Source organism: Streptomyces sp. TAA204 (genome assembly GCF_000424965.1).
In genome coordinates this window covers 71,365-97,519 of record NZ_AUKW01000001.1, presented here as the reverse complement: position 1 = coordinate 97,519, position 26,155 = coordinate 71,365, and the positions used below count along the sequence as shown (strand labels likewise).

Genomic DNA, 26,155 nt, shown 5'->3' with positions numbered 1-26,155 from the left:
TCGCTCGTGCCCTTCTCCCTAGGAATCGTCGGCGCCGGCCAGTTCGCCGGCCAGTTCGCCAAGCTCTTCCGACTGCATCCCGGAGTCGGTGACATCTACGCCACGGATCTGCTTCCGGAACGCGCCGAGCAACTCGTGGCGGCACAGGGGCTGGCAGGCACCGTGCCCTCCTTCGAGGCCCTGCTCGCCACCGACGTCGACGCCGTGGCCCTCTTCACCCAGCGCTGGACGCACGGCCCGCTTGCGGTGCAGGCCCTGCGCGCAGGCAAACACGTCTACTCCGCGGTCCCCATGGCCGTCTCGGAGGAGGAGACGGCCGCCGTCATCGAGGCCGTGAAGGAGACCGGCCTGACATACATGATGGGGGAGACGAGCCAGTACAACCCGGCCACCGTCTACGCCCGGGAGAAGGTCGCCGAGGGCGGCTTCGGGCGCCTCTTCTACGCCGAGGGCGACTACGTGCACGACATGGACCTCGGCTTCTACGACGCGTACCGCTACAGCGGCGGCGAGAGGTGGAAGGAGACCGCGAGCTATCCGCCGCTGCTCTACCCCACCCATTCCATCGGCGGCGTACTCGGTGCCTGGCGGACGTACGCGACGAGCGTCAGCGCCGTGGGCGTCACCGACGACCGCGGGGACGGCGTCTTCGACCGGGAGGTCAGCCAGTTCGGCAACGACTTCTCCAACGCGACAGCGCTCTTCGAGGTGGCGGGCGGCGGATCGTTCCGTACGAACGAGTTCCGCCGCGTCGGCTACCCCTCGCACATCCGCGAGTCCCGCTTCCGCTTCTTCGGCACGGAGGGCAGCTTCGAGCAGTTGGCGACCGTCAGTCTCTGGCAGGACAAGACGGGGGTGCGGGACGTCTCGGAGCACCTTCAGGCCGTGCCCACGCTCTCCGCCGACGACCCGTCCCTTTCGGGCGTCGCGCCCGCGCTGCGGGACGCCTTCATCTCCGGTACGGCCCCCGTCCACGACCGCTCGCGGCTGCCGCGCGAGTTCGCCCACGCCCCCAACGGGCACGAGGGCAGCCACCACTTCCTCGTCGACGACTTCGTCACCGCCGTCAACGACGGCGCCCTGCCGTCCGTGAACGCCTGGGCCGCCGCCCGCTACACCCTGCCCGGCATCGTCGCCCACGACTCGGCGCGGCGTGACGGCGAGCGCCTCCCCGTCCCCGACTTCGGTGACGCGCCGGACTGAGAGGCAGGGCGCGGGTGGGTGCCACGGGCGCCGCACCCGGCGACGGGCGACGGGCACCCGGCGACGGACGAGGACGACGGGCGACGGGCGACGGACGACGTGCGACGGCAGACGGAAGCGCCGCTGCCCGGCCCGGGGAGCACCTCCCGGGCCGGGCAACGGCGCGTACGTGCGGGACGCGGCCCGCTCCGGCGCTACTCGGTCTTGATCGCCGCGAGCATGTTCAGCCTGGCCGCCCGCCGCGCCGGCCAGAGCGCCGCCAGCATGCCCACGACGGCGGCCAGCGCAAGGAAGAGCGCCATCCGGTCCCACGGCAGCACGAGCGAGTACGTCGAGAGCGACTGAGCGATCACCCTGCCCGCGGCCCAGCCGAAGAAGACACCCAGCCCGATGCCCAGCACACCGCCGAAGAGCGAGATGACCAGCGACTCCAGCCGCACCATCCTCTTGATGCCCCGCCGGTCGAGACCGACGGCCCGCAGCATGCCGATCTCCTGCGAGCGTTCGAAGACCGACATGGCGAGGGTGTTCACCACACCCAGCACCGCCACGATCACCGCCATCGCCAGCAGCCCGTAGAGCATGTTGAGCATGAGGGTGAAGATCTGGGCGATGGACTCCGAGAGGTCCTTCTTGTCCTGGACGAGGACCGCGGGGTTGTTGCCGAGGGTCTTCTCCAGCGAGGACTTGGCCGCCTCGCCGGCGCCGCCCTTCGTCTTCACCATCACCTGCATGTTCGAGACCCGTTCCAGGTGCGGGTCGAGGGTGGCGGTGTCCAGCATGATGCCCTTGATCATCTCGTTGCCCTCGTAGACACCCGAGACGGTCAGCCGGCTCTTCTCACCGTCCTCATAGGTCACCGGGACGGTCGAGCCGACCTTCCAGCCCTTCTTCTCGGCGGTGTCCTTGTCCACGACGGCGTTGTCGCCGGAGAGTCCGGCGAAGCTGCCGGATGTGAAGGGCAGATCGGTGACGTCACCGATGGCCTCACCCTTGACGCCGGTCAGGGACTCCGTGTCGCCGTCCACGCGCGCTGCGGAATTGCGCAGGGGGCTGAAGGACTCGACGCGGTCGTTGCGTGCGAGCTGCTCCTCCACCTTCGGGGACAGAGGCGTCTGGTTGGCCATGCTGACGGTGTAGTCCGCCTTGATGGCGTCGGTGGCCATCTTGTCGATGGCCTGCTGCACGCTCCCGGCGATGACCGTCATACCGGTGACGAGGGTCAGGCCGATCATCAGCGCGGACGCGGTGGCGGCCGTACGGCGCGGGTTGCGCACGGAGTTCTGACGAGCGAGCTTCCCCGAGACGCCGAAGATCCGCATGAAGGGTGAGGCGGCGGCGATCAACGGCCGCGACAGCAGCGGCGTGAGGACGAAGACGCCGATCAGCAGGACGCCGGCCCCCACCCCCATCGGTACCTTGGCCGCGTCGCGGTCGTCCATGCCGGCCGCGAACAGCACAAGGGCCGCACCCGAGCCCGCGAGAAGCGCACCGATGGTGTTGCGGACGACCAGCGAACGTGTCGTCGCCGTCGCGTGCACGCTGCTCATGGCCGCCACCGGCGGGATCTTCGCTGCCCTGCGGGCGGGCAGCCACGCCGCCAGCACCGTCACGACGACGCCGGTCACCAGGGAGGCCGTCACGGCGGCGCCGGTCACGACCAGCGGTCCGTCCGGAACGGTCGCCCCGAAGGTGCCCATGAGGGAGCGCAGCCCCGCGCCGATGCCGACGCCCGCCCCCAGGCCGGCGACTCCGGCGACCGTACCCACCACCAGCGCCTCGATGAGCACCGAACGTGTCACCTGACGGCGGCTGGCACCGACGGCGCGCAGGAGCGCCAGTTCCTTGGTGCGCTGCGCGACGAGCATGGTGAAGGTGTTGGCGATGATGAAGATGCCGACGAAGAGGGAGATACCGGCGAAGACGAGCAGCGCGGTCTGCATCCCGCTCATGCTCTGCTCGATCGTCTCCGACTGGTCGGCGGCGAGCTTCTTGCCGGTGACCGCCTCGGTCCGCTCCGGGAGGACCGCCTTCGCCTGGGACTTCAGCTCCCCCTGCGTGGTGCCCGCGGCGGCCTTCATGGTGACCTGGTCGTACTGTCCGGGCTGCAGGAAGAGCTTCTGGGCGGTCGCGGTGTCGAAGAGGACGAGGGTGCCTCCGGCGGCGACGTTGCCGTCGTCGGTGGTGAAGATGCCGACGACGCGCTCCTCACGCACGGGACCGTCGATCGACATGCGGGCGGTGTCGCCCACCTTGTAGCCGGTGCGCTCGGCGGTCTTCGAGTCGAGGGCGATCTCGCCGCCGCGCTGCGGCGCCCGGCCCCGGCTCATCGGGTAACGGGCGTCCTCGCCCTTGCCGTTTCGGCCCGCGTCGTAGTTGGCGCCGCTGGACTGCCAGCCCTCGCCGACGAGTTCGCCCTTCTTGTCGGCCAGCGCGGTGAAGCCCGTCACCGAGCCCGTCACGCTCCCGGCTCCGGGCAGCTCCTGCAACCTGTCGACGGTGGCCTGGGTCAGCCGGGGCGTACGGCCCGGAGCGTCCTGGGAGGTTTTGCCGGAGGACGGGCGGACGGCGAGGTCGACATCGCTGTATCCCTTCTCCGAACTCTTCTGGTAAGCGGCGGAGATGGTCGAGGTGAAGACCAGGGTGCCGGAGACGAAGGCCACGCCGAGCAGCACGGCGAGCACAGTCATCAGCAGCCGGGCCTTGTGCGCGAAGACGTTGCGCAAGGCGGTACGGAGCATCGGTGAGTCCTGGGTGAGAGGTCGCCCGGCGTCCTGCGGCCGGGTGTGGCCGCGGGCGGGGCGTCGGTCGGCTTGCTGGTGCGGAGACGGGCCGTGCGGGGGCCCGTGCCGGGTGCCTGGCGGGGTCCGTGCGGAGGTGTGCGTGCGGGAGCCCGTACGGGGCCGCCCCCGGCGGCCGTTCACGCTCAGCTCGTACGGACCCGGGCGTCGAGGTTCTTCATCTGCTCGAGCACCTTCTCGGCCGTCGGCCCGAACATGTCGTCGACGATCCGGCCGTCGGCGAGGAAGATGACCCGGTCCGCGTAGGAGGCGGCCACCGGGTCGTGGGTGACCATGACGATGGTCTGGCCCAACTCCCGTACGGAGTTGCGCAGGAAGCCCAGCACCTCCGCGCCGGCGCGCGAGTCGAGGTTCCCTGTCGGCTCGTCACCGAAGATGATCTCGGGCTTGCTGGCGAGGGCGCGGGCGACGGCGACGCGCTGCTGCTGACCGCCGGAGAGTTCGCTGGGGCGGTGCTTGAGCCGTCCCGAGAGTCCGACGGTCTCGATGACGCGGTCGAGCCAGCCCTGGTCGGGCTTACGGCCCGCGATGTCCAACGGAAGAGTGATGTTCTCCAAGCCGTTGAGCGTGGGCAGCAGGTTGTACGCCTGGAAGATGAAGCCGATCCGGTCGCGGCGCAACTGCGTCAGCTTCTTGTCCTTCAGCGTCGTCAGTTCGGTGTCACCGATCCGGGCGCTGCCCCCGCTGACGGAGTCCAGTCCCGCCATGCAGTGCATGAGCGTGGACTTGCCGGAGCCGGACGGCCCCATGATGGCGGTGTATTCGGCCCGCCGGAACTCGACCGAGACCTGGTCCAGGGCGACCACCTTCGTCTCGCCCTGGCCGTAGACCTTGGAGAGATCCGTGGCGCGTGCTGCGGCGACGCCTGCGGGCGCAGGTGCGGCTTCCTGTGCGCTGGTGTAGGTGGTGGTCACGGGGTGGTGCTCCTGTCGGACGGTGTACGCAACATCGGGACGTGCACCATCCTTCCGTCCCTCGCGGCTCCCCGGATCAGTCCCCGTGCCCGTTTCCGGGCCCGCCCTGCGAGGTAGTGGCGCTGTTCGCCGTCCTCCTTGGGTATGACGGTTTCCCTGAGACCGGGGGTGGATGGGCTTGGTGCGTACCCCCTGTGCCGGAAGGGGAATTCCAGTGTCCGGACGGCGACTTTCCGTCATTTCCCGTGCCTGGAGAGGCCATCAGGGTGGGCCTCCGAAGTGGGGGACGCGGTACTGACGGCTCGTCAGTTGCCCATAAAATAAGACAACATCGGTGTCACGCCCCGAAGTTGGGGGCGTGACGCTGGATAGGCTCTGCCTGCACCCTGGGGTAGGGCCGCAGCGCGCTCAGTAGCGAACTGCTGGGGCTTGGAGCCGGTGCCCGGATGGTGGAATGTAGACACGACGAGCTTAAACCTCGTTGGCCCTGAGGGCCGTGCCGGTTCAAGTCCGGCTCCGGGCACCATCCGCGGTGCAGAAAAGGGAAACAGCGGAAGGCCGCGCTCTGCGAAGCACCGCGGTCGGACGGCGGGCACACGAGGCTCTCGTTGCGGGAATGACCCGGCTACCCGCGGAAATCGGTGTACTGCCGCGAGCGGCGGTGGCCCGGCCCGTCCACGAGCGAGCCGGAACCGTGTGCCTTTCCCCCGCCGGCGACCCGCGACATCCCCACACCGGAGCACTTCGGCGAACGCGGACGTCCGGCTGCCGTCCGGCTGCCGTGCGGACGGCGCATCGGACCGGTGCATCGGCCGGTGCCCCGCCGTGGCCGGGGGCGCGGGAGTCGTTCTCGCTCATTTCGGTGTTCCTTCTTCCGGCGGTGCGGATTCAGACGGTGGGGATGGTGCCGCCGTCGATGACGTGCTCGGCGCCGACGACGGCCGAGGCGCGGTCGGGGACAAGGAAGGCGACGAGTTCGGCCACTTCCCGCGGTTCGCCGGGGCGGCCGAGCGGGATTCCGCCGAGGGAGTCCATCAGCTTCTGGAGTGCCGCTTCGTTCGTGATGCCCTCGCCCTGTGCGATCCGGTCGACGAGGGCGTCGGCGGCGCTGGTCCGTACGAAGCCCGGTGAGACGGTGTTGACGCGCACCCCGTACGGAGCGACCTCGCCGAGGGTGTTGACGAGGATGACGACGCCGACCAAGCGGTCATCCTCGCCCTGGCGGCATGGGGCAACTCGCGCCTCGCCCCCGAGGAGCGCAGCATGATCCTGGTCGACGCGAAGACGGGTGACGAGGTCGAACCCGTCGTCGTCGCCGCAGAGTCCGGTCAACGCCTCGACGACAGCAGCGCCTGTGTCTTCACCGCGGGTCCTGCCGCGAGCGACGCCATGCGCTCCCGCTACCTCGCGGCGCCCGAGAACCGCCCCGGGGGTGAGCGCAGCGCCCGGGGCGGCACCGGGCGAGGAGGGGCGGGCGCCCGCTGCCGGGAGGCTGCCGGTGCCCGCGGCGGTGCGGTCACGGTGCGAGCGGTCACGGTGCGAGCGTCACGGCATGCGGACGTACGGGCGTGGCCGTGGAAGCGCGCGGGAGCGGGGGATTCCCCGACCGTGCGGCAGCGACACGGCACGGGGGCGCGCTCAACGGCCACGAGCGCCCACTGGCCCGCCTGTCGCAGGGGCGACGGTCCCGTTGGCGGACGCGCCCTCGCGGAGCGGCTGAAGCCCCTCATGTGCCTTCGGGTGCCGACGGCCGGGGGAACTCGCGCAAGCAGTCGCGGAGTCCGGGAGGCGCCTTCTGCGATAGCCCCTCGCGGAACGCCGCGCCGGTGCGGCGAGCTTCCGGCAGGTCCCGCCGGTGAAGTCGCCCGCCACGCCGTTGGTGAAGCCGGGCAAGTCGGTGGCGGGATTCTTCGACCGGCAGATGCAGGAGTGCACAACGCCCCCGTGACGTACCGGGGACCGTGGCAATGCGAACTCGCTTTTGCGGCAGGGCACTCAAGGGAATGCGGATGTTCTGTCCGCGCCCATTCCCTTCTCCAGGGGTCGGACCAATGATGCCGCAGCAAAAGGCTGTTGGGGATTCTTCAGAGTTCCGGCCGGCCGGTTTTTCCCCGTCCGGTATCAGGGGCGTCCGCCGTCCCCTACGGGACGGTGCGGTGCGGGACGGGGCAGCACGCCGCGGGCGTCGGTCCCCTCAGCAGAGAGCGGACCTCGGCACGGGGACCGGCAGCGCACCAGGGGCCCGGGTACGTCACCGGCTCAGGGCAGCGCCTGTTCCGTCCAGATCGTCTTGCCCGAGGCCGTGTAGCGCGTGCCCCAGCGCTGCACCATCTGGGCGACGATGAACAGGCCGCGCCCGCCCTCGTCGTCGGTGGCGCTGTGCCGGAGGTTGGGCGAGGTGTGCCCCATGTCGGAGACCTCGCAGTGCAGGCTGCGGTCCCGGATGAGCCGCAGGTACACCGGACCCGACGCGTGCCGGATGGCGTTGGTGACCAGCTCGCTGACGACCAGCTCGGTGGTGAACGCCATCTCGTCCAGACCCCATTCGGCGAGCTGGTCCATGGCCAGGTTGCGTGCGCGGGAGACCGCGCTGGGTTCGGCGGCCAGCTCCCAGCCGGTGACCTGGTCCGCCCCGAGTTCGTGGGTACGCACCAGCAGCAGCGCCGCGTCGTCGGTCGCGGGCCCGTCGGGCTGCAGTTCACTGAGCGCCCGGTCGCACAGCTCCTCCAGGGAGCCTTCCGGGTCGGTCAGTACGCCGCTCAGCTTCGCCATACCGGTGTCGATGTCGCGGTCGCGGTCCTGGACAAGCCCTCCCGTGAAGAGTGCGAGAAGACTGCCTTCGTCGAGGGAGATCTCCATCGACTCGAACGGCAGTCCGCCCACGCCCAGAGGCGGACCCGGAGGGATGTCGAGAAGCGTGAAGCGGCCGTCCGGGCCGACGGCCGCAGCCGGGGGATGGCCCGCCCTTGCCGCGGTGCACATGCGCGAGACCGGGTCGTAGACGGCGTAGAGGCAGGCGACGCCGAGTCCTTCGTCGGCGCCCGGGCCGGCACCGGACTCCTGCTCCTCGGCGCCCTGGAGGACGAGGTCGTCCAGACGTGAGAGCAGCTCGTCGGGTGAGAGGTCCAGCCGGGCCAGGGCCCTGACGGTGGTGCGCAGGCGCCCCATCGTGGCGGCGGCGTTCACGCCGTGACCGACCACGTCGCCCACGACCAGCCCCACACGTGTGCCGGACAGGGCGATCACGTCGAACCAGTCGCCGCCCACGCCCAGCCCGATGTCGGCGGGCAGATAGCGGTGTGCCACCTCGACGGCGGACTGCTCGGGCAGCCGGCGCGGCAGCAGGTTTCGCTGCAGTGTGAGCGCGGACGCCCGCTCGCGTGTGTAGCGGCGGGCGTTGTCGATCGACAGGGCGGTGCGGGTCGCCAGTTCGTTGGCCAGGGACAGCTCCTCGTGGTCGAAGGGGGCCGAGCTGCCCCTGCGGACGAACGTCACCAGCCCCATGGTCGTGCCCCTCGCACGGAGGGGGACGGCCAGGGTGGAGTGGATTCCCTCCTCGTCGGCGGGGCCGCCCTCCCCGTGCCGGTCGACGATGACCGCCTTGCGGGAGGCGAGTGAGGCCAGCTGCGGAGAGCTGGGCTCGTACTCGACGAGGAACGGCCCCGGGGAGGGCGCGTCCTCGCTCTCGGCACCCCCCGCGTAGGGCGTGCCGACGCGCTCCACCACCCGTACGAGGGACGGCGTCTCCCCCTGCGGTCGCGGTTCCTCGCCCTCCAGCACGCCCTCGACGAGGTCCACCGTGACGCCGTCGGCGAACGCGGGGATGACGACCTCCGCGATCTCCCTGGCCGTGGTGACCATGTCGAGCGTCGTGCCGATGCGCACTCCCGCCCGTACGGTCAGCGCGAGCCGTTGCTGGGCGCGGTAGCGCTCGGTGATGTCGAGGGCGTCCTCGCACACGCCGAGCACGTGCCCGTCGGCGTCCTTGAGCTGGTAGTACGCACAGGACCAGACGTGGTCGTGCTCGGGGTCCACGGGCGGCCGGGCCTGGTAGAGCAGGCCGAAGACCGGCCTTCCCGAGTCGATCACGCCGCGCATGACGTCCTCGAGGGCGCGGGGATAGCCCTCGGAGAGCACCTCGCCCCCTTCGTAGAGCTCGTTGACCTGCTTTCCGGCGTACTCGCTGAACTTCCGGTCGATCTCGCTGCGGTACTTGGCGTTGGCCCACGTCAGGCGCAGTTCGGTGTCGTAGATCCCCAGGCCGATCGGGGACTGTGTGGCAAGCCCGCGGAGCATGGCCTGGTGCGCCTCCCACGAGCGCAGCGGTTCCAGGCCCGCCGCGACCATGATCTGCGGGGCGCCGTCGTCGCCGACCAGCGAGCAGATGGTCGTCGCCACCTCCAGCGGGTGGCCGTCACGGTGGCGGGCGATGCTCGCCTCGTTGCGGCAGCTCGGGCCGACGGACCGGTCGAGCAGCTCGATCAGCGCGTGCTCCCTGGTCGAACGGCCCACCATCAGCGTTTCGAGCGGCCGTCCCAGGATTTCGCGCGGTGTGTAGCCGAAGAGCTCCTCGGCTGCTTCGCTCCATCCGATGACCAGGTTCCCGCTGTCGAGCAGCACCGTGGCGGCACTCGTGACGTCGAGTGGTCCACGGAAGTCGGCGGTCTCGGCCTCGCTCCACGCATTCATGGCACCAATCCAGCCCGCATACGTTTCCTACAGGGTCGATCCGGACGGGAGCGGACACAACCGCAGCAGGCGCGGGCGGGTGGGTTGGCGGCGCGGCGGGAGCCGTGTGCTCGGGCGCGAAGGAGCGCGAAGGAGGCTGCGGGGGCCCGCCGGAAACGGGGCCGGAAATCACGGGGCGCGTTCGGATGTGTACGCGCACCTCCCCGCGCTCCGGAGAGCGAGGCGGCGAGGGTGCCCGCAAGAGCAGGTGCCCCTGGGCCGCCGTCCGCAGGGACCGCCGGGGCTACTGCGGCCCTCTGGTGTCCCGCCGCTGTCTCCTCGACTGTGGCCGGCGGGCGGGTCTGGCGGGAGAGGGCCGCTGCGAACGGGGTGCGGAGCAGCCCGGGCACCAGTAGCCGATCCCCTGTGTGAAGGTCCAGCCCTGTTCCTCCAGGTAGGGGGCGGCGCGGGAGCCGCTGTGCAGGATGTGCCCGAAGAGGTCCTCCTCGATCGGCGGGGGCGGCTCGTCGATCACGAGGTCGAACACGGCGCGTGCGGGGCAGCCCGTCTCGTCGCAGGCCAGATGGAGCCGTACGGGCCCCGGTGCCTCCCCCTCGGTCATCAGACTCATGTCCCCACGCTAGGCACCCCGGTTCGCCGGGGTGTGCCGCTCGGAGAAGCGGCACGGGGGAGGGGCCGGGACGAATGCCTTTCCGGCCAGGGGCGCCGATCCGGCGGCGCAGCAGCGGCCCCCGCCCGGTCGACTCGGGCGGGGACCGCTGCTGCGGACGGTACGGACGGTGCAGACGGAGCGTACGGGCCGGCCGTGGCGGGCCGGCGGGTCAGTACACGTTCGGGTCAGTACACGCTGACGCCGTACGCGTTCAGGGCCTCCACGACCGGCTGGAAGAAGGTCGTGCCACCGGTGGTGCAGTTGCCGCTGCCCCCGGAGGTGAGGCCGATCGCCCGGCTGCCGGAGCGCAGGGAGCCTCCGCTGTCGCCCGGCTCGGCGCACACGTTCGTCTGGATCATGCCGTAGACGACGTCACCGCCGCCGTAGTTCACGGTGGCGTTGAGGCCGGTGACGGAGCCGCTGTGCGTCCCCGTGGTGCTGCCGTGCCGGGTGACGGACATGCCGAGGGTCGCGTTGGCGGCACTGGTGATGTCCGCACCGCCCGCCGTGCCGGGGTGGCTGGCGGAGGAGCTGTAGCGCACGAGTCCGTAGTCGTTGACGGGGAAGCTGGAGCCGACGGTCGGGCCGATCACGGAGGTGCGCCCTGAGTTGGAGTACCAGGTGCCCGCGCCGTCGGTGCAGTGACCGGCCGTCACGAGGTAGTACGTGCTGCCGCTGCGGACGTTGAAGCCGGCGGAGCAGCGCCAGCTGCTGGCGTAGATCGCGTCGCCGCCCTGGACGAGTTTGGTGATCCTGCCCGGCGTGCGCCGGATGTCGACGGCGGTGCCCGCCGATTTCTTGATCTTCGCGACCTCGGCGCCGGAGACCGTGCTGTCCACGGTGACGACGAGTTCGCCTCTCTCGGTGTCGGCGTGCCAGGCGGTGCCGGGGACGTCGGCACGCAGTACGGCGTCGCCGGCGGCGGCGAGCTGGGAGGCGCTGGACGTGTCGGTGGGGGGTTCGGCGGCGACTGCGGGTGTGGTCAGTGCCGCGGCGGCCACGAGGCCGGATGCCACGGCGATCAGCCGTGTGCGTCTGTGGGCGCCGTGCGTGGGGGTGGTGCGCCTGATCCTCACGTTCTTCCTCCATAAGGGGAATCGGGGGTCCGCCTGCGCGGCGGGCCCGTGAGGCGCAGCCGAAGGGCACGGCGGAACCAAAATCCGTCGTGCCCCTGACAAGCGCTGAGAGGGAGTATTCGGTGCGTTCGCCCGGAACCGCAAGGGTGCGGTCGGGGTGAATTCGTCCTATGGCAGTCCACGCGGCATCTGTAGTGCAGTTCTGCGACAAGGAGTCTCTACTGCCTGATGAGCTGACGAAGTAGGACGTATGACAATCACCTGTGTCCCGGCCCGGTGGGGCCGCGAGAGCGCCGCGGGTGGGAGATGCTGGGGCAAACCGGAAGAATTCCCGAGGCTTCCCGGCGGAGCCCGGCCGAGCGCCGTGGAGTGGCATGCCGATCCTGGTCTATGTGTACGGCCTGGTCGGGGCATGCTTCCTCGGCCTCGGTTTCGTGCTCCAGCAGGACGCCGCCGCGCGGGCCCCGCTCGCCGACATCCTCTCGTTCCGGCTGCTGCTGGACCTGATGAAGGTGCCGCGATGGCTGTGCGGAATCGGCTTCATGGTGCTCGGCCAGATCCTCAGCGCGCTCGCGCTCGCCCAGGGGGACGTCTCACGGGTCGCGCCGCTGCTGGCCACCAATCTGCTGTTCGCGATGGCGCTCGCCCGGCGTATCAGCGGGCAGCGGCTGGGACGCTCCGGCTGGGCCGGGGTGCTGCTGCTCAGCGGCGGTGTGGCCGCGTTCGTGGCGGCGGGTTCCCCCCAGGGCACCGACGCCCAGATCGGGGCGCTCAGGCGCGGGCTCGTACTGGGGTCGCTGGTCGTGGTGGCCGGGGTCATGGTGATGATCGCCCGGCACCTGCGGCTCGCGGAGGAGCCGCCGCTGCTGGCCGGGGCGGCCGGCGTCCTCTACGGGATCCAGGACGCCCTCACCCGGGACTCCAGCCAGGTCCTGGAGGACTCCGGTCTGCTCGGCCTGGTCACGACCTGGCAGCCCTACGTGCTCATCGGCGCGGCCGTCGTCGGGCTCGTGCTCGTGCAGAGCGCCTTCGAGGCCGGGCCGCTGCGGCAGTCGCTGCCGTCGCTGACCGCGGCGGAGCCGCTGTCCGGCATCGCGTGCGGCATCGGCTTCCTCGGCGACACCGTTCGGGTGACGCCGATGGCTCTGGCGGGGGAGGTCATCGGGCTCTGCGCGGCCGTCAGCGGCGTGTTCCTGCTCGGACGGCACCCGGCGATGCCCTCGGGCGTCCCCGAAGCCTCCCCCGCAGCGGAGACCGCGGACGGAAGCGGCCGGCGGCAGTCCCGCTGACGTGCGAAGCGCCGGCGACGTGCCGGACACGCCCTCACGGCAGGCGGCGCGGGGAGACGGCGAGGTGCCCCTCCGCCTCACTGCGACCGGCCCTCCGGCGCGTCGTCCACACGTCCGCCACCGCGGCGGCGAGCGCGACGAGCACGAAGACGACCGACAGGACCAGGCCGTGCTGATACGCCTCGGACCAGGCGCGGGGGCTGCCGTCGCCCGAGTTGAGCCGGGTGAAGAACAACGCCCCCACCCCCGCGATGCCGACGGCGGCGCCGATGCGCTGCCCGGTCTGCAGCACACCGCCGGCGCTCCCGCCGCGTGCCACCGGCACCTGCGAGAGGGTCAGCGTCTGGTTCGGTGAGATGACCAGTCCACTGCCCAGCCCGGCCAGCAGCAGCGGCGCCATCAGGAACCAGCCCGTCTGCCGGCCGGGCACCTCGTGTGCCGTGATGACCGTGCCCGCCAGCCCCACGGCCGTGAGCGTCAGCCCCCAGGCCACCAGCGACCGTCCGAACCGGTGCACATGACGCCCGCCCAGCCCCGCGGTGACCCCCGAGCCCAGCGCGAACGGCGTCATGGTCAGCCCCGCCTGCAGCGCGCTGTAGCCCAGCCCGCTCTGCAGATAGAGCGTGGTGACGAAGAAGATCGAGGTGAAGCCCGCGAAGTGGAAGAGGATCAGCAGGCAGCCCAGCCAGTACGAGCGCACACGGAACAGTGACAGCGCCACCAGCGGCTCCGTACCCCGGCGGGTGCAGCGCGCCTCCCAGGCGGTGAACGCCGCCAGCAGCACCGCCGCGGCGATCAGCAGCAGCCACTTGCCGCTGCCGCGCCACTGCTGGGACTGCACGAACGGCAGCAGCACCGCCACCACCCCCGCGCCCAGCAGCAGGACACCGGCCGGATCGAGGTTCTGCCTGTGCCGCGTACGGGCGGAGGGTGTGTCGGGCAGCAGCCGTGCGGCGAGGAAGAGGCAGACGCCGCCCAGCGGGAGGTTGACGTAGAAGACCCACCGCCAGCCCTCCGCCGCACCCGCCGCCTGGATCAGCAGCCCGCCCAGCAGCGGCCCGACGGCCGTGGAGACGCCGACGACCGTGCCGAACATGCCGAAGGCCCGCCCGCGCTCCTGTCCGGAGAACATCTGCTGGATCAGCGCGGAGATCTGCGGTGAGATCAGGCCGCCGCCCAGCCCCTGCACCAGCCGGGCCGCCACCAGCCACGCACTCGTCTGCGCGGCCCCGCACGCCGCGGAGGCGACCGTGAACAGCGCCAGCCCGGCCATGAAGCACCTGCGGCGGCCCCGCGCGTCGCCCAGCCGGCCGGACGGCACCAGGAAGAGGCCGAACGCGAGAGCGTAGCCGGAGATCACCCACTGCAGCTCGGACTCGGTGGTGCCGAGACCCTCGCGGATGGACGGCAGGGCCACATTGACGATGGACACGTCCAGCAGCGCCATGAAACCCGCCACCAGACAGACGGCGAGCGCCTTCCAGCGGGTACGGGGGTCCGCTTCCTCAGCCACGAAGGGGCCTCGCTCCAGCCACTGACGGTCCTCGCTCTCCCGTGGAGACGCCTCGCTTGCGTGCGCGGGGTCCTGCGTACGGGCGTACCGGGCGCACGGGCGTACGCAGGACCCCGCGCAGGATCGCCGGCACGGGTACCCGCGAGACCGGGTTGTGTGCCTGCCGGTCCGCCGGGCAGGGGCGATTGCCGGACAATCACGGTTCCCGGCCGCATAAACTCTGGCCAAGCCCCCGCCGCGGAGCGAAGACTCCGCGGTACGAGGACGGGGCGGGCCACGAGGAGACCGACGTGAATCCCGAGATCGACACCGGCAGACCGCACTCCGCGCGCGTCTACGACTACTGGCTCGGCGGCAAGAACAACTACGAGGCGGACGCCGAAGCCGCGGAGCGTTTCGAGAAGATGTGGCCGGGAGTGCGGCAACTCATCGCGGCAAACCGGGCTTTCATGCACCGGGCGACCCGTCACCTCGCCGGGGAGGCGGGCGTACGGCAGTTCCTCGACATCGGCACCGGCATCCCCACCGAGCCCAACCTGCACCAGGTCGCGCAGTCCGTCGCACCGCAGTCCCGGGTCGTCTACGCCGACAACGACCCCATCGTGCTGCAGTACGCCCAGGCCCTGCTGCGCTCGGAGCCCGAGGGCCGTACCGCCTATCTGCACGCCGACGCCACCGACCCCGGCGCGATCCTCGCCTCCCCCGAGGTGCGCGACACCCTCGACCTGGACCGGCCGGTGGCGCTCTCGCTCGTCGCGCTGCTGCACTTCGTCCGGGACGACGAGACGGCACTGGACATCGTGCGGCAGCTGATGGAACCGCTGGCGTCCGGCAGTTACCTCGTGCTCTCCCACGGCACGCCGGACACGGCCGAACAGGAGGCGGCCGACCGGGCGGCGGACTACTACCGCTCCAACGTCACCGACGGGCAGGCCCGTTCACGGGCCGGTGTCCTCGCGTTCTTCGACGGGCTCGAACTCGTCGACCCCGGCCTGGTGCCCGCGCCCCGCTGGCGTCCCGACGGCAACGGCCCCGAGATCCCGGACGAGAAGGCGCTGATCCTCGTGGGCGTGGCGCGCAAGCCCTGACCCCGGAGCGCGGCGGTCCTCCCGGCGCGGGGTGCGGATGTACGGCGGGACGGGCCGCGCCCGTCCCGCCGTACCGCCCGTCACTCCTTCAGCAGGCCACGCATCTGCTCGATCTCATCGGTCTGCGACCGCTCGATGTCGCGGGCCATGTCCTTGGCGGCCCTGTAGGAGCCCTTGGACTTCTCCGTGCGGGCCATCTCCACGGCACCCTCGTGATGACCGATCATCATCTTCAGGAACACTTCGTCGAACTCCTCGCCGGAGGCATCCTTCAGCCGCGCCATGTCCTCGGGCGCCATCATCCCGGGCATGCCGTGGCCGGCGTGCCCGTTGTGGCCCGAGCCGCCGTCGCCGGACCCCGGAGGAACCTTCTCGCCCCAGGACTTCAGCCATCCGGACATCGCGGTGATCTCCGGCTGCTGCGCCTCGCGGACGTCCTCGGCGAGCGACTTCACCCGGGCGGAGGAAGCGCGGGACGGGGCGAGCCGGGCCATCTCGAGGGCCTGGCGGTGATGCGGGATCATGCCCTGCGCGAAGGAGACGTCGGCGGAGTTGCCGCCCTTGCTCCGGTCCGCGCTCTTCCCGCCGCCGTGGTCGTCCCCTTCGCCCTCTCCGTGGCCGCCGCCACCGCAGGCCGTGACGAGCGCGGCAGCGGTGAGGACGGACACGACGGCGAAGACGGCGCGGCGCGGGGAGGGGTATGTGGTCATGGTTGTGTGACTCCTGTGCTCGGCAGGGGATCTCGGATTTGCCGGACACGGCGTGAGTGCGGTGTCCCACGCCGTGGGGCGCCCCTATATGCGCAGGAGTTGGAGCTGGTGCAGTGAGGGAGGGGCCCTGTCCTCGCTTGTTGTGGACGTGCCCCCGGCGTGCGGGGACGGGGGCGGTGCGGGTGCCGGGGTGCTCGTGGAGGGTTCTGCCATGGCGGGGGCGCCGCTGATTCCGCCTGCCGCGCAGGTGGCGTCGGCGTGCACGGCGCCGCCGCCCGAACCGTCCTCCGCCTCGCCGCCGCACTCCCCGCCGTGGTGTGCCGGGACGGAGGCGCCGGGCGCGCTCGCGTACGTGCTCGCCCCGTGCCCGGCAGCGTGTGCGCCGGAGCTCGCGTGACGGGCCTCGGGAAGGGGCGGGGGTGCGGGCCCGAGCCCGTGCATGGCGAGCAGGCCGCCCAGTACGGCCGTGACCAGCGCGGCCGGCGCCCATGCGCGGTGTCGCCGTGTGCGTCCCCGGAGGGGGCGGTGCGCGGGCCGGCTGCTGATCACAGCGTCATCCTAAAGTGGCGTGCGGCCGGCGGGGAGAGTTCCCCGGCCGGGGGTACCGGGCCGGGTACGGGCCGGCGCCGGCCCGCACCGGGCGGGAGGCCGCTACGGTGGCCGGACGGGACGGTGGTGTCCGCCGGGGTGAGTTGTGTACGACCCCGGCCGGGGCGGTACAAGAACGGAACCAAGACGGAACCAGGACTTGCTTTCCTTCGTTCTTGACTCTGGAGTAGCGTGCTGGTTTTGCTAAAGCATTACTCTGAAGGCTAGGTCGTGCCGTGCGGCCATGGAGGAGTGAGATGAGGAGCAGCAACCCGGTCTTCTCGCGTCGGGGGTTCAGTCGCTCGGACGGCTACGCCGGCTTCAACGCCGGGCAGCAGCCGCAGGCCGGGAACCCGTACGCGAACAGCCCCGATGTGAACAACCCCTACGCCCAGCAGCAGACGCAGACCACCGGGCAGCCCTTCGGTGCGCCGCCCGCTGCTCCGCCCGGGGCCGGGCGGATGACGATGGACGATGTCGTCGCCCGTACCGGGATGACGGTCGGACTCGTCGTCGTCATGGCCGCTGTGGCCTGGATCACCGACCTGGCCCTGCCGATCGCGATCGGCGCCGGCCTCGTCGCGATGGTGCTGGCGCTGGTGCAGGCCTTCAAGCGGAAGGCGATGCCCGCGCTGATCCTGGCGTACGCCGCCCTGGAGGGCCTCTTCCTGGGTGCGATCAGCAACTTCGTCGACAGCGAAATCGCGGAGGGCGCGGCCATGCAGGCCGTGCTCGGCACGATGGCGGTCTTCACCGCGGTGCTGGTGATGTACAAGACCCGGATCATCCGGGTCACCCGGCGTTTCTACGCCTTCGCGATGGCGGCCGCGGTCGGCTTCGTCCTGCTGATGATGGTGAACCTGCTGTTCGCGGTCATCGGCGGCGGTGACGGTCTCGGCTTCCGCAGCGGCACGATGGGCATCATCTTCGGGATCGTCGGCATCCTGATCGGTGCCATGTTCCTGGCGCTCGACTTCAAGCAGGTCGAGGACGGAATCTCCTACGGTGCGCCCCGTGAGGAGTCCTGGCTGGCCGCCTTCGGGCTGACCCTCACCCTGGTGTGGATCTACCTGGAGTTCCTGCGGCTGATCGCGATCCTGCAAGGGAGCGACTGACGGGTGACCGCACGGTCCCGCGGGACCGTGTGAGCCCGTGACCGCGCACTCGCGCGACGAAGGGCCCGTGGGGCGGCGACCGCCTCACGGGCCCTTCGTGCGTTCCTTGAGCGAAGCAGTGGGGAGGGGAGGGAGGGCAGGGATCTACCGGTGGCGCGCGGCGCGCCGCAGATCGTATTCGTGGATGATGGCCTTGGCATGGCCATGGGCGAGATTGTGCTCGCCGCGCAGCCAGCTCACCTTCTCCTCGAAGCGGAAGAGTGAGGGGCCTTCGTCGACGGTGCGCAGCCAGTCGGACACTTCACGACCGGTGCACTGAGGGATGCGGGTGAGCATGTTCCGATGGGTCTCTTCGGAGAAGATCTGGGACATCGGCGCCTCCGGATGCTGCCTTTTGGAGTCCTTCCCGCCAAGGTGCCTGAGTGCGGGGGCGTTGGCAACAGTCCGGCACGGGCGCATAGGCTTGCGACGTGCTCGACACAGCCCCTCTGACCATCGCGGCCCGCCGGTCGGCCGACCGGCTGCGGATGCTTCCCGAGAGTGCCCTGCGCAGGGGAGCCGCAGCCGAAGGGCGCGCGCTGGCCTGTGAGTTGGCCCGCCGGGCGCAGGTGCTGGAGTTCCCGGGCGCGGTGCCACGGGAGCTGCCGGACGCGGGTGTTTTCGCCGTCGGGGACCAGCTCGCGGTGGTCGCACACGATCTGGCGGAAATCGTGCGGGACGTTGACGCACGTGACGAACTGGCCGAGGCGGTCGCACTCGTGGAAGAGGCCGCCTGCCGGATCGCTGCCGCCGCCGGCGCCCCGCAGTGGTGATGTCCGGGAGGTCTGCCGCGAGCCGGTGAACCGTCCCGGCCACAGCACTCAGAGCGAGGCGATGACGCGGTCCGCCAGGAGATATACGGTTCGTCCCTGCCCGTAGGCGAAGGTGAGGGCGTAGGCGCCCGAGACGCTGGAGCCGCCCATCAGCACCGGCACGTCCCCCTCCCGCAGCGCGGCGCTCAGTTCGCCGGCGGTCTCCCGGTGGCCGGGGGAGAGGCACACGGTGGTGCCGTCCTCGAAGAGGTAGACGTCCAGCGTGCCCAGCGGACCCTGCCGTACGTCGGCCAGCGGAGTACGGGCGTCCGCCAGCTCGGCCAGCCGCCCCACGGTCCGCTCGTGCTCGGCGACCGCCTGGGCACGGGACGGCGGAGTGCGGCCGGGCGGGGCGGGCCCGCCGCTGAGCGTGTAGTCGGGGTGCGAGGGGTGACGGCGGCGGGCCGCGGTCACGCCGGGCGGCTCGGCGCCGCCCTCCTCCGTCTGCTCCTCGTGCTCCTCGGTCGCCGCGGGGGCGGCGCCGGGAGCGTCCGCGTGCTCCGCCGCGGAGTCCTCGTGGGAGGGCTCGACGTACAGGTCCAGCGCCGGCTCGATGTCGCGATCCGCCTGGCGGGGTACGAAGATTCCCGGCTCGGGCACGTCACGCTCGCGCAGCTCGCGCAGGCACTCCAGCACGTCGTCATCGACACGGCCCTTGAGCAGGGCGTCGAAGAGGGCCGCGTCGATGCCCGCGGGGGCGGGAGCGATCTCGTACTCCGTGCCGTGGCCCGCGAGCATCGTGCGCTCGTCCGTGGCGTCCCCGCGCTGCTCCTGGGCGGCCCAGAAGGCGCGCGCCTCGGCGAGTTCGCGTTCGCGCTCCTCGGCGATCGCCTCGGCGACGATCCCGCGGATCTCCTCGGCGGCGACGGCGGTACGTGCGCGCGGCACGGTGGTGGAGTCGCCCTCGGCGTCCCGGGACCGTGCGGTCCGCTCGGCCTCCAGCTGAGCGCCCAGTCCGTCCAGCCTGCGGCGCAGGCCGCGCGCCGCGAGCAGGGCGGCGCCTCCGGCGGCCGCGGCGGTGACCGCGGTCGCGAGCAGGAGGAGAGGTATGGCGCTCACTGATTCGGCTCCCGGTCTCGTTCGTTCCCCCAGATGTCCGTGCAGCTTCCCGGAAGTGGGAAGGCGTGTCGACCGTAGACCCAAACGGCGTGAACAGGACAGTGGCGAACTGTCACCACGGCAGGTCCGACCGTTGTGAGCAGGACAAACGCAGCGCCCCCGGGGGATAAATCACATCCCGGGGGCGTATGGGCCGTGACGAGGAGGGGAAGGGCGCCGCGCCGGGGCGTACGTCCGTCCGCCCCGGCGGTGGTGCGCTCAGCTCAGGCGCTCGAGCACCATGGCCATGCCCTGGCCGCCGCCGACGCACATCGTCTCCAGGCCGAACTGCTTGTCGTGCCACTGCAGCGAGTTGATCAGGGTGGTGGTGATGCGGGCGCCCGTCATGCCGAAGGGGTGGCCCACGGCGATGGCGCCGCCGTTGACGTTGAGCTTGTCCAGGTCGATGCCCAGGTCGCGGTACGAGGGGATGACCTGTGCGGCGAACGCCTCGTTGATCTCGACCAGGTCGATGTCGCCGACCGACATGCCCGCGCGGGCCAGCGCCTGCTTGCTGGCTTCGACGGGGCCGTACCCCATGATCTCCGGGGAGAGGCCGGAGACGCCCGTGGCCACGACGCGGGCGAGCGGGGTCAGGCCGAGCTCGCGTGCCTTGGTGTCGGACATGACCACCAGGGCGGCGGCACCGTCGTTGAGCGGGCAGCAGTTTCCCGCGGTGACCAGGCCGTCGGGACGGAAGACGGGCTTGAGTCCCTCGACGCCTTCGAGTGTCACCCCCGCGCGGGGGCCGTCGTCCTTGGAGACCACGGTGTCCTCGCCGGGGACGGTCACCGGGGTGATCTCGCGCTCCCAGAATCCGTCGGCGATGGCCTTCTCCGCGAGGTTCTGGGAGCGCACGCCGAACTCGTCCATGTCCCGGCGGGTGACGCCCTTGAGCCGCGCCAGGTTCTCGGCGGTCTGGCCCATCGCCATGTAGACGTCGGGCACCTGGCCCGTCTCGCGGGGGTCCGTCCAGCCCTCGCCCCCGTTCTCGGCGCGGGCGGCAGTACGGGCCTCGGCGTCGGCGAAGAGCGGGCTGTGCGTGCCGGGCATCCCGTCGGAGCTGCCGTTGACGGACCGGGAGACCGCCTCGACGCCCGCCGAGACGAACACGTCTCCCTCGCCCGCCTTGATGGCGTGCATGGCCATCCGGGTCGTCTGCAGCGAGGAGGAGCAGTAGCGGGTGACCGTGCAGCCCGGCAGGTGGTCCATGCCCAGCTGCACCGCGACGACGCGGCCGAGGTTGTGGCCCTGTTCGCCGCCCGGCAGGCCGCAGCCCAGCATGAGGTCGTCGATCTGCGACGGGTCGAGCTCGGGGACCTTCTCGAGAGCGGCCTTGACGATCTGGGCGGTCAGGTCGTCGGGGCGTACGTCCTTGAGCGACCCCTTGAAGGCGCGTCCGATGGGTGAGCGGGCGGCAGAGACGATCACTGCTTCGGGCATCACGGCTCCAGAGGGTGTCTGCGTCGGCACGTTGGCTGTGAGCGGGAAGCTACCTGTCCGTAAGCTCCGGGTCACGGGCCGCAGGGTGTGATGCGGGACTCTTTTCTAAGCGCTTGCTTTCCACTGTTTCCCGGAATCCCGCCCCTGAGTGGGTGGGGCAGCGACCCTCTTCCAGCGTATGGCGCGTCCGGTGCCGTGGGCCGTGGGCCGTGGGCCGTGGTGCCGCACGAGGACGCGGCGCGGACCGTGCCGGGCGGGGTGCGGGTGCGCCCTGCGCGGGAGCCGCTCAGCGGCGTACCAGCGCCCCGCCCGGAGGTCACACCGCGTCCTCGTGCGGCGCGGAGAGGTCCTCCGCAGGGGGGAGGCGACGGCGGCGGCGGTGTTTGAGCAGCGCCCACGGGCCGCGGACGCCCGCCACCTCGGTGCCGCCCTCCGTGACGGCCTCGGCCGCGGCACGGGCGACCGGCAGGATGCTCTCGCGCCGGACCGCGTCGGGCCGCTCGTCCTCCGTGGGCCACAGGCCCAGCGAGGCGCACAGCGTCGGCAGCACCGCCATCGCGGCAGTGGCGTAACCCTCGGCCGAGGGGTGGTAGTTGTCGGGCCCGAAGAGTTCGCGGGGGTTGGCCGCGAACTCCGGGCCCAGCAGGTCGCCCAGCGAGACCGTGCGGCCGCCCTCCTCGACGACCGCGATCGTCTGCGCCGCGGCCAGCTGCCGGCTCAGCCGCCGTGCGACCCAGCGCAGCGGCTGGCCGACGGGCTCGATCGAGCCGAGGTCGGGGCAGGTGCCGACGACCACCTCGCAGCCGGCCGTACGCAGCCGCGCCACCGCGTCCGAGAGCAGCCGCACGGCGTGGGAGGGCGGCATCCGGTGGGTGACGTCGTTCGCGCCGATCATGATGACGCAGACGTCCGGGGCGAGGTCGAGATCGTGCTCGCTCAGCAGCAGCGTGACCTGACGCTCCAGGTCGTCGGACTGTGCGCCCGGAAGCGCCACGTTGCGCAGTTCCACGGGGCGTTCGGCGACGGCGGCGAGCGCCGAGGCGAGCAGCGCGCCAGGGGTCTGCCTCGGCAGCGGCACGCCCTGGCCCGCGGCGGTCGAGTCCCCGAGGAACCCGAGCCGCACCGGACGGCCGTGATGCTGTCCGGCGAACGCTGCCCCGTAGAGACCGTCGGCCGGCGGTGGCTCGTCGTCCGAGCCACCGATCCTGCGTTTGGCGAGTTGTGCCTCGGTGAACAGCAGCCCGACCGCCGCCCCGCCGAGCAGGCTCAGTCCGCCGCCCCCGTACGCGGCCGCGGTCGCGATCCGCCGTGCCACTCTTGCGCTCGCCGCCTTCGACATCGGCATGTTTCTCGTCCGCCTCCCGGCTGGTGGTTCCGTGAGTGGTGCGTCGTGCGTGGTCCGTGGTGCGTCGTGCGTCGTACGTGATCCGTTGCGCGTGAACGGTGTTCGGCGATCCGCCATGTCTGCGCATACGTCGTGCGTCGTGCCCGTGCCGACGGATCCAGGTGCGAATGGTGCCCGGGTGCATGAAGGGGCACCCTGGATGGGTAGTCGGTGTGGGCGCCCAGTGCGCGTCCTGTGACGTGCGGGCTGAGCGTCCTTAACACTGTGTTGCCCCGTGAGGCCCCCTCTGCAACCTTCGCAACGGGCCTCCGGTGTGCGCGTGTTGCGCAATATGGTGACGGTACGGGCAAGCAACGACGCTGCCCACGGACACGCGGAGACCACGGTGCAGTATCACGAGTCCATGATCGACCTTGTCGGCAACACCCCGCTGATCAAGCTGAACAGCGTCACGGAGGGTATCCGGGCCACTGTTCTCGCGAAGGTCGAGTACTTCAACCCCGGTGGATCGGTGAAGGACCGCATCGCGCTGAGGATGATCGAGGCGGCGGAGGCGTCCGGCGAACTCCGCCCGGGCGGCACCATCGTCGAGCCCACGTCGGGCAACACCGGTGTCGGCCTGGCCATAGTGGCCCAGCAGAAGGGCTACCGCTGCCTGTTCGTCTGCCCCGACAAGGTCTCCACCGACAAGATCAACGTGCTGCGTGCGTACGGCGCCGAGGTCGTCGTGTGCCCGACGGCGGTCGATCCCCAGCACCCCGATTCCTACTACAACGTCTCGGACCGGCTGGTGCGCGAGACGCCGGACGCATGGAAGCCCGACCAGTACAGCAACTCCAACAACCCCCGCTCGCACTACGAGACGACCGGTCCCGAGCTGTGGGAGCAGACGCAGGGGCGCATCACCCATTTCGTGGCGGGCGTCGGCACGGGCGGAACGATCTCCGGAACGGGCCGCTACCTCAAGGAGGCCAGCGACGGCCGGGTGCGCGTCGTCGGCGCCGACCCGGAGGGTTCCGTCTACAGCGGCGGCTCGGGACGCCCGTACCTCGTGGAGGGTGTCGGTGAGGACTTCTGGCCGGACGCCTACGACCGCACGGTGGCGGACGAGATCGTCCCCGTCTCCGACAAGGACTCCTTCCAGATGACCCGGCGGCTTGCCAAGGAGGAGGGGCTGCTGGTCGGCGGCTCCTGCGGGATGGCCGTCGTCGGTGCGCTGGAGGTCGCCTCCCGGCTCGGCCCGGACGACGTGGTCGTCGTACTGCTGCCGGACAGCGGACGCGGCTACCTCAGCAAGATCTTCAACGACGAGTGGATGAACGACTACGGCTTCCTGGAGGAGGGCGAGCCCACGGACGTACGCGTCGGCGACGTCCTGCGCCACAAGGAGGGCCCCATTCCCTCGCTCGTGCACATGCACCCGGAGGAGACGGTCGGTGAGGCGATCGAGGTGCTGCGCGAGTACGGCGTCTCCCAGATGCCCGTGGTCAAGCCGGGCGCAGGGCACCCGGACGTGATGGCGGCCGAGGTCGTCGGCTCCGTGGTCGAACGGGAGCTGCTGGACGCCCTGTTCACGCAGCGGGCGTCGCTGAGCGACGGGCTGGAGAAGCACATGAGCGCGCCGCTGCCGCACGTCGGGTCCGGGGAGTCGGTCGGCGACCTGATGCCGGTCCTCGAAGGTGCGGACGCGGCGGTGGTGTTGGAGGCGGGCAAGCCGGTCGGGGTGCTCAGCAGGCAGGACCTGCTGGCGTACCTGGCCAGCGGCACGAAGAAGTAGACGTGGGCGGAGCGAGCGGTGCGGGACGCACAACGTCACGTCCCGGGCGGAGTGTTGTGCGGTCCGGGAAGTGGTGGCCAAGTGTCACGGCTGTGAAAACTGCGCTTAACACCGGTCCCGCAGAGTGGTGTGTGTCGGCGTCGAGGAACTCCGGAGCGGCTCCCGGACCTCATGGACGCCCCTGACGCGACCGGTCCGCCCGGCGCGCCACCCGGCGGGAGGCTGCCGTCGTCCCGCCCCGGCGCTCAGCGCCGGGGTGCGGCAGCCTCCCGCACCGTCCTGTCCGCAGGGGGCGCGAGGCGGGCGACCCCGTATGCGTGTCCCGCGTGCGTGTCCCGTGTGCGTGTCCCGAGCGCGTGCTGGTGCGGTCCCTGCGGTCCGGGTGGTCCAGCTTCCGGCCCGGTGTGCGACTCGCTGACGCGGCGGGCGGGGGCAGCGGGCGGGGTCAGTCCCAGTCGCTGTCCTGCCCGCGTTCCCTCGGCCGTCCGAAACCCAGCCACGGCCGGTTCGCCTGCACCGCGTTGACCGCGACGATGCCGCCCCAGCACACCAGCAGTCCGGGCAGCCCGGTGTTGACCGCGGCGATGGCCGAGAGCGGCACGGCCAGCACGAGCGAGGCAACGGCCAGGAAGCGGGCGCCCATGCCCTCGGGGTAGGAGGGCGAGCCGGCCGTGTGCGGACGTGTGGTGCCGCGGGCCACGACCATCTGCTGCTCGGCCATCTGGCGGCGCATCCGTTTGTCCACGACGTTGTCCAGACGTTGGTCGATCTTGTCCAGGAAGGAGGCGATCAGTTCCTCCTCGTACTCCTGGCCGAGTTCCCGGCGGGTCTGAAGAGTCGCGTTGAGCTCTCGCGTCAGCTCGGGGTCGCGGGCGTCCATGAGCGGAACGCTACGCCCGGGTGCTCCCGCGCACAGTGGTGCTAGCCCCCGTATCGACCTGGGGGTATCGCCGTGCCGCTCCGGCGGAGGGAGGGGTCCGCTTGCTCGGCTGCATATGGTCATGCACAGTCAGGTGGGTGTGAATAGCCGGGCCGGAGCCGGCCGGGGGAGATGCGGCGGGCCGGCCGGCGGCCGGGACAGCGGGAGGACGGGATGAGCAGCGCCAGCGCTCGGTTGCACAAGCTCTTCGAGGGGCACCGGCTCACGCCGACGCAGCGGCGCATCGCGCAGAGCATGGTGCGGCAGGCGGGGGACGCGCCGTTCCTCTCCAGCGTCGAACTCGCCGAACTGGCCGGAGTGAGCCAGCCCTCCGTCACCCGCTTCGCGGTCGCGCTGGGCTTCGACGGCTATCCGGCGCTGCGCAGACACCTGCGGGAGTCGGCACCCGGGACGGCGGGCGGGCAGCCCTCCGCCGGGGACGCCGAGCCCCACCCGTACAACGCCTACCAGCAGGCGGTGCAGGAGGAGATCGACAACCTGCGGCACCTCGCCGCGCTGCTCGCCGACCCGGCACCCGTGGAACGGGCCGGCCGCCTGCTCGCCGCGAGCCCCGCCCTGCCCGTGCTCGGCCTGCGTGCCGCCTCGGCCCAGGCCCGCGGGTTCGCCTACTTCGCCGCCAAGGTGCACCCGGACGTACGGCTGCTGGACGAGGGCGGGTCCATGCTGGCCGACCGCCTCGACGGCTGCGTACGGGCGGGCGCCGACGTCCTGCTGTGCTTCGCGCTGCCGCGCCATCCCAAGGAGGCCGCCGAGGCCCTCGCGTACGCGAGGGGCGCGGGCCTGCGGATCGTCACGGTCGCCGACAGCGCCTTCGCGCCCGTCGCGCACCCGGACGACCTGCTGCTGCCGGCAGCCGTCGGAACGGGGCTGGCCTTCGACACGGCGTGTGCGCCGATGCTGCTGGGACGGGTGCTGCTGGAGGCGATGTGCGACGGGCTGCCCGAGGCGCAGTCCAGGCTGGAGGACTTCGACGCGCGGGCGGCCGAGCGGGGCCTGTTCCTGGAGTGAGGGCCCCGGCCCGCGCTGCACGTGCACGGGAGACGTGCGGACGGAGGCCGAGCCG

20 protein-coding genes, 1 tRNA gene and 1 pseudogene are annotated in these 26,155 nt (G+C 71.4%); 8 read left to right on the top strand and 14 right to left on the bottom strand.

Annotated elements, in window-relative coordinates; all coding sequences use genetic code 11:
• The first annotated feature begins 6 nt into the window (after positions 1-6).
• Complete coding sequence (locus tag H343_RS0100410; RefSeq protein WP_028429521.1) at positions 7-1,203, top strand: Gfo/Idh/MocA family protein; 1,197 nt, start codon at positions 7-9, stop codon at positions 1,201-1,203.
• Positions 1,204-1,397: 194 nt separating this feature from the next.
• Here the strand turns inward: H343_RS0100410 and H343_RS0100405 are convergent, their stop codons facing one another.
• On the bottom strand, positions 1,398-3,944 hold the full coding sequence (locus H343_RS0100405) for an ABC transporter permease (RefSeq protein WP_028429520.1): 2,547 nt from the start codon (positions 3,942-3,944) through the stop codon (positions 1,398-1,400).
• 185 nt (positions 3,945-4,129) lie between these two features.
• Positions 4,130-4,918: an ABC transporter ATP-binding protein gene (locus H343_RS0100400; protein ID WP_028429519.1), complete on the bottom strand. Its 789-nt coding sequence runs from the start codon at positions 4,916-4,918 to the stop codon at positions 4,130-4,132.
• A 440-nt stretch (positions 4,919-5,358) separates the two neighbouring features.
• Between H343_RS0100400 and H343_RS0100395 the strand changes: the two genes are divergently transcribed.
• Positions 5,359-5,444 (top strand) — tRNA-Leu (locus tag H343_RS0100395).
• Between the two features lie 362 nt (positions 5,445-5,806).
• Here the strand turns inward: H343_RS0100395 and H343_RS28070 are convergent.
• The 4 genes and pseudogenes from H343_RS28070 to H343_RS0100375 all read right to left on the bottom strand — a co-directional run.
• Positions 5,807-6,085 (bottom strand): annotated as a pseudogene (locus H343_RS28070) (SDR family oxidoreductase); the annotation flags it as partial.
• Between the two features lie 1,092 nt (positions 6,086-7,177).
• Entirely contained in the window at positions 7,178-9,607 is a 2,430-nt protein-coding gene (locus H343_RS0100385; RefSeq protein WP_028429518.1) for a SpoIIE family protein phosphatase, read from the bottom strand.
• A 283-nt stretch (positions 9,608-9,890) separates the two neighbouring features.
• A complete protein-coding gene (locus tag H343_RS0100380) occupies positions 9,891-10,217 on the bottom strand; it encodes a hypothetical protein (RefSeq protein WP_028429517.1) in 327 nt (108 codons plus the stop codon).
• 227 nt (positions 10,218-10,444) lie between these two features.
• On the bottom strand, positions 10,445-11,335 hold the full coding sequence (locus H343_RS0100375) for an alpha-lytic protease prodomain-containing protein (RefSeq protein ID WP_028429516.1): 891 nt from the start codon (positions 11,333-11,335) through the stop codon (positions 10,445-10,447).
• A gap of 374 nt (positions 11,336-11,709) precedes the next feature.
• On the opposite strand from H343_RS0100375, the gene H343_RS0100370 reads away from it, so the two are divergent.
• The gene (locus H343_RS0100370) at positions 11,710-12,624 is read left to right on the top strand and encodes a DMT family transporter (protein WP_037901770.1); all 915 of its coding nucleotides are present in this window, start codon (positions 11,710-11,712) and stop codon (positions 12,622-12,624) included.
• 34 nt (positions 12,625-12,658) lie between these two features.
• On the opposite strand, the gene H343_RS0100365 is transcribed toward H343_RS0100370, so the two are convergent.
• Entirely contained in the window at positions 12,659-14,137 is a 1,479-nt protein-coding gene (locus H343_RS0100365; RefSeq protein WP_486586728.1) for an MFS transporter, read from the bottom strand.
• A 290-nt stretch (positions 14,138-14,427) separates the two neighbouring features.
• On the opposite strand from H343_RS0100365, the gene H343_RS0100360 reads away from it, so the two are divergent.
• Positions 14,428-15,225, top strand: coding sequence for an SAM-dependent methyltransferase (locus tag H343_RS0100360; protein WP_028429513.1), 798 nt, complete (start codon positions 14,428-14,430; stop codon positions 15,223-15,225).
• Positions 15,226-15,305: 80 nt separating this feature from the next.
• Here the strand turns inward: H343_RS0100360 and H343_RS0100355 are convergent, their stop codons facing one another.
• Both H343_RS0100355 and H343_RS28065 read right to left on the bottom strand, forming a co-directional pair.
• The gene (locus H343_RS0100355; RefSeq protein ID WP_028429512.1) at positions 15,306-15,935 is read right to left on the bottom strand and encodes a DUF305 domain-containing protein; all 630 of its coding nucleotides are present in this window, start codon (positions 15,933-15,935) and stop codon (positions 15,306-15,308) included.
• Between the two features lie 84 nt (positions 15,936-16,019).
• The gene (locus H343_RS28065) at positions 16,020-16,484 is read right to left on the bottom strand and encodes a DUF6153 family protein (RefSeq protein ID WP_037901765.1); all 465 of its coding nucleotides are present in this window, start codon (positions 16,482-16,484) and stop codon (positions 16,020-16,022) included.
• Positions 16,485-16,780: 296 nt separating this feature from the next.
• Between H343_RS28065 and H343_RS0100345 the strand changes: the two genes are divergently transcribed.
• Positions 16,781-17,638 carry a Bax inhibitor-1/YccA family protein gene (locus H343_RS0100345; protein ID WP_028429511.1) on the top strand — a complete coding sequence of 286 codons (858 nt, stop codon included), beginning with the start codon at positions 16,781-16,783 and terminating at the stop codon, positions 17,636-17,638.
• A 144-nt stretch (positions 17,639-17,782) separates the two neighbouring features.
• On the opposite strand, the gene H343_RS0100340 is transcribed toward H343_RS0100345, so the two are convergent.
• Positions 17,783-18,010: a DUF4287 domain-containing protein gene (locus H343_RS0100340; protein ID WP_028429510.1), complete on the bottom strand. Its 228-nt coding sequence runs from the start codon at positions 18,008-18,010 to the stop codon at positions 17,783-17,785.
• 98 nt (positions 18,011-18,108) lie between these two features.
• Here H343_RS0100340 and H343_RS0100335 point away from each other — a divergent pair, with 98 nt between their 5' ends.
• Positions 18,109-18,450, top strand: coding sequence for a hypothetical protein (locus H343_RS0100335; protein ID WP_028429509.1), 342 nt, complete (start codon positions 18,109-18,111; stop codon positions 18,448-18,450).
• A 48-nt stretch (positions 18,451-18,498) separates the two neighbouring features.
• Here the strand turns inward: H343_RS0100335 and H343_RS0100330 are convergent, their stop codons facing one another.
• The 3 genes from H343_RS0100330 to H343_RS0100320 form a co-directional block, all read right to left on the bottom strand.
• Positions 18,499-19,548 (bottom strand): hypothetical protein, encoded by a 1,050-nt coding sequence (locus H343_RS0100330; protein ID WP_028429508.1) that lies wholly within the window; start codon positions 19,546-19,548, stop codon positions 18,499-18,501.
• A 258-nt stretch (positions 19,549-19,806) separates the two neighbouring features.
• Positions 19,807-21,030 carry an acetyl-CoA C-acetyltransferase gene (locus tag H343_RS0100325; protein ID WP_028429507.1) on the bottom strand — a complete coding sequence of 408 codons (1,224 nt, stop codon included), beginning with the start codon at positions 21,028-21,030 and terminating at the stop codon, positions 19,807-19,809.
• Between the two features lie 316 nt (positions 21,031-21,346).
• Positions 21,347-22,375, bottom strand: a complete 1,029-nt coding sequence (locus tag H343_RS0100320; protein WP_028429506.1) for an SGNH/GDSL hydrolase family protein — start codon at positions 22,373-22,375, stop codon at positions 21,347-21,349.
• Between the two features lie 385 nt (positions 22,376-22,760).
• Between H343_RS0100320 and H343_RS0100315 the strand changes: the two genes are divergently transcribed.
• A complete protein-coding gene (locus H343_RS0100315; protein WP_028429505.1) occupies positions 22,761-24,152 on the top strand; it encodes a cystathionine beta-synthase in 1,392 nt (463 codons plus the stop codon).
• A 445-nt stretch (positions 24,153-24,597) separates the two neighbouring features.
• On the opposite strand, the gene H343_RS0100310 is transcribed toward H343_RS0100315, so the two are convergent.
• Positions 24,598-25,032 (bottom strand): hypothetical protein, encoded by a 435-nt coding sequence (locus H343_RS0100310; RefSeq protein WP_028429504.1) that lies wholly within the window; start codon positions 25,030-25,032, stop codon positions 24,598-24,600.
• Between the two features lie 213 nt (positions 25,033-25,245).
• Here H343_RS0100310 and H343_RS0100305 point away from each other — a divergent pair, with 213 nt between their 5' ends.
• Positions 25,246-26,100, top strand: a complete 855-nt coding sequence (locus H343_RS0100305; RefSeq protein ID WP_028429503.1) for a MurR/RpiR family transcriptional regulator — start codon at positions 25,246-25,248, stop codon at positions 26,098-26,100.
• The last annotated feature ends 55 nt before the right edge of the window (positions 26,101-26,155 follow it).

Coding starts and splice junctions, on each gene's coding strand:
- H343_RS0100305 (WP_028429503.1), top strand. CDS start 25,246: ATGAGCAGCGCCAGCGCTCGGTTGCACAAGCTCTTCGAGGGGCACCGG.
- H343_RS0100320 (WP_028429506.1), bottom strand. CDS start 22,375: ATGCCGATGTCGAAGGCGGCGAGCGCAAGAGTGGCACGGCGGATCGCG.
- H343_RS0100345 (WP_028429511.1), top strand. CDS start 16,781: ATGAGGAGCAGCAACCCGGTCTTCTCGCGTCGGGGGTTCAGTCGCTCG.
- H343_RS0100310 (WP_028429504.1), bottom strand. CDS start 25,032: ATGGACGCCCGCGACCCCGAGCTGACGCGAGAGCTCAACGCGACTCTT.
- H343_RS0100355 (WP_028429512.1), bottom strand. CDS start 15,935: ATGACCACATACCCCTCCCCGCGCCGCGCCGTCTTCGCCGTCGTGTCC.
- H343_RS0100340 (WP_028429510.1), bottom strand. CDS start 18,010: ATGTCCCAGATCTTCTCCGAAGAGACCCATCGGAACATGCTCACCCGC.
- H343_RS0100405 (WP_028429520.1), bottom strand. CDS start 3,944: ATGCTCCGTACCGCCTTGCGCAACGTCTTCGCGCACAAGGCCCGGCTG.
- H343_RS0100380 (WP_028429517.1), bottom strand. CDS start 10,217: ATGAGTCTGATGACCGAGGGGGAGGCACCGGGGCCCGTACGGCTCCAT.
- H343_RS0100385 (WP_028429518.1), bottom strand. CDS start 9,607: ATGAATGCGTGGAGCGAGGCCGAGACCGCCGACTTCCGTGGACCACTC.
- H343_RS0100370 (WP_037901770.1), top strand. CDS start 11,710: ATGCCGATCCTGGTCTATGTGTACGGCCTGGTCGGGGCATGCTTCCTC.
- H343_RS0100325 (WP_028429507.1), bottom strand. CDS start 21,030: ATGCCCGAAGCAGTGATCGTCTCTGCCGCCCGCTCACCCATCGGACGC.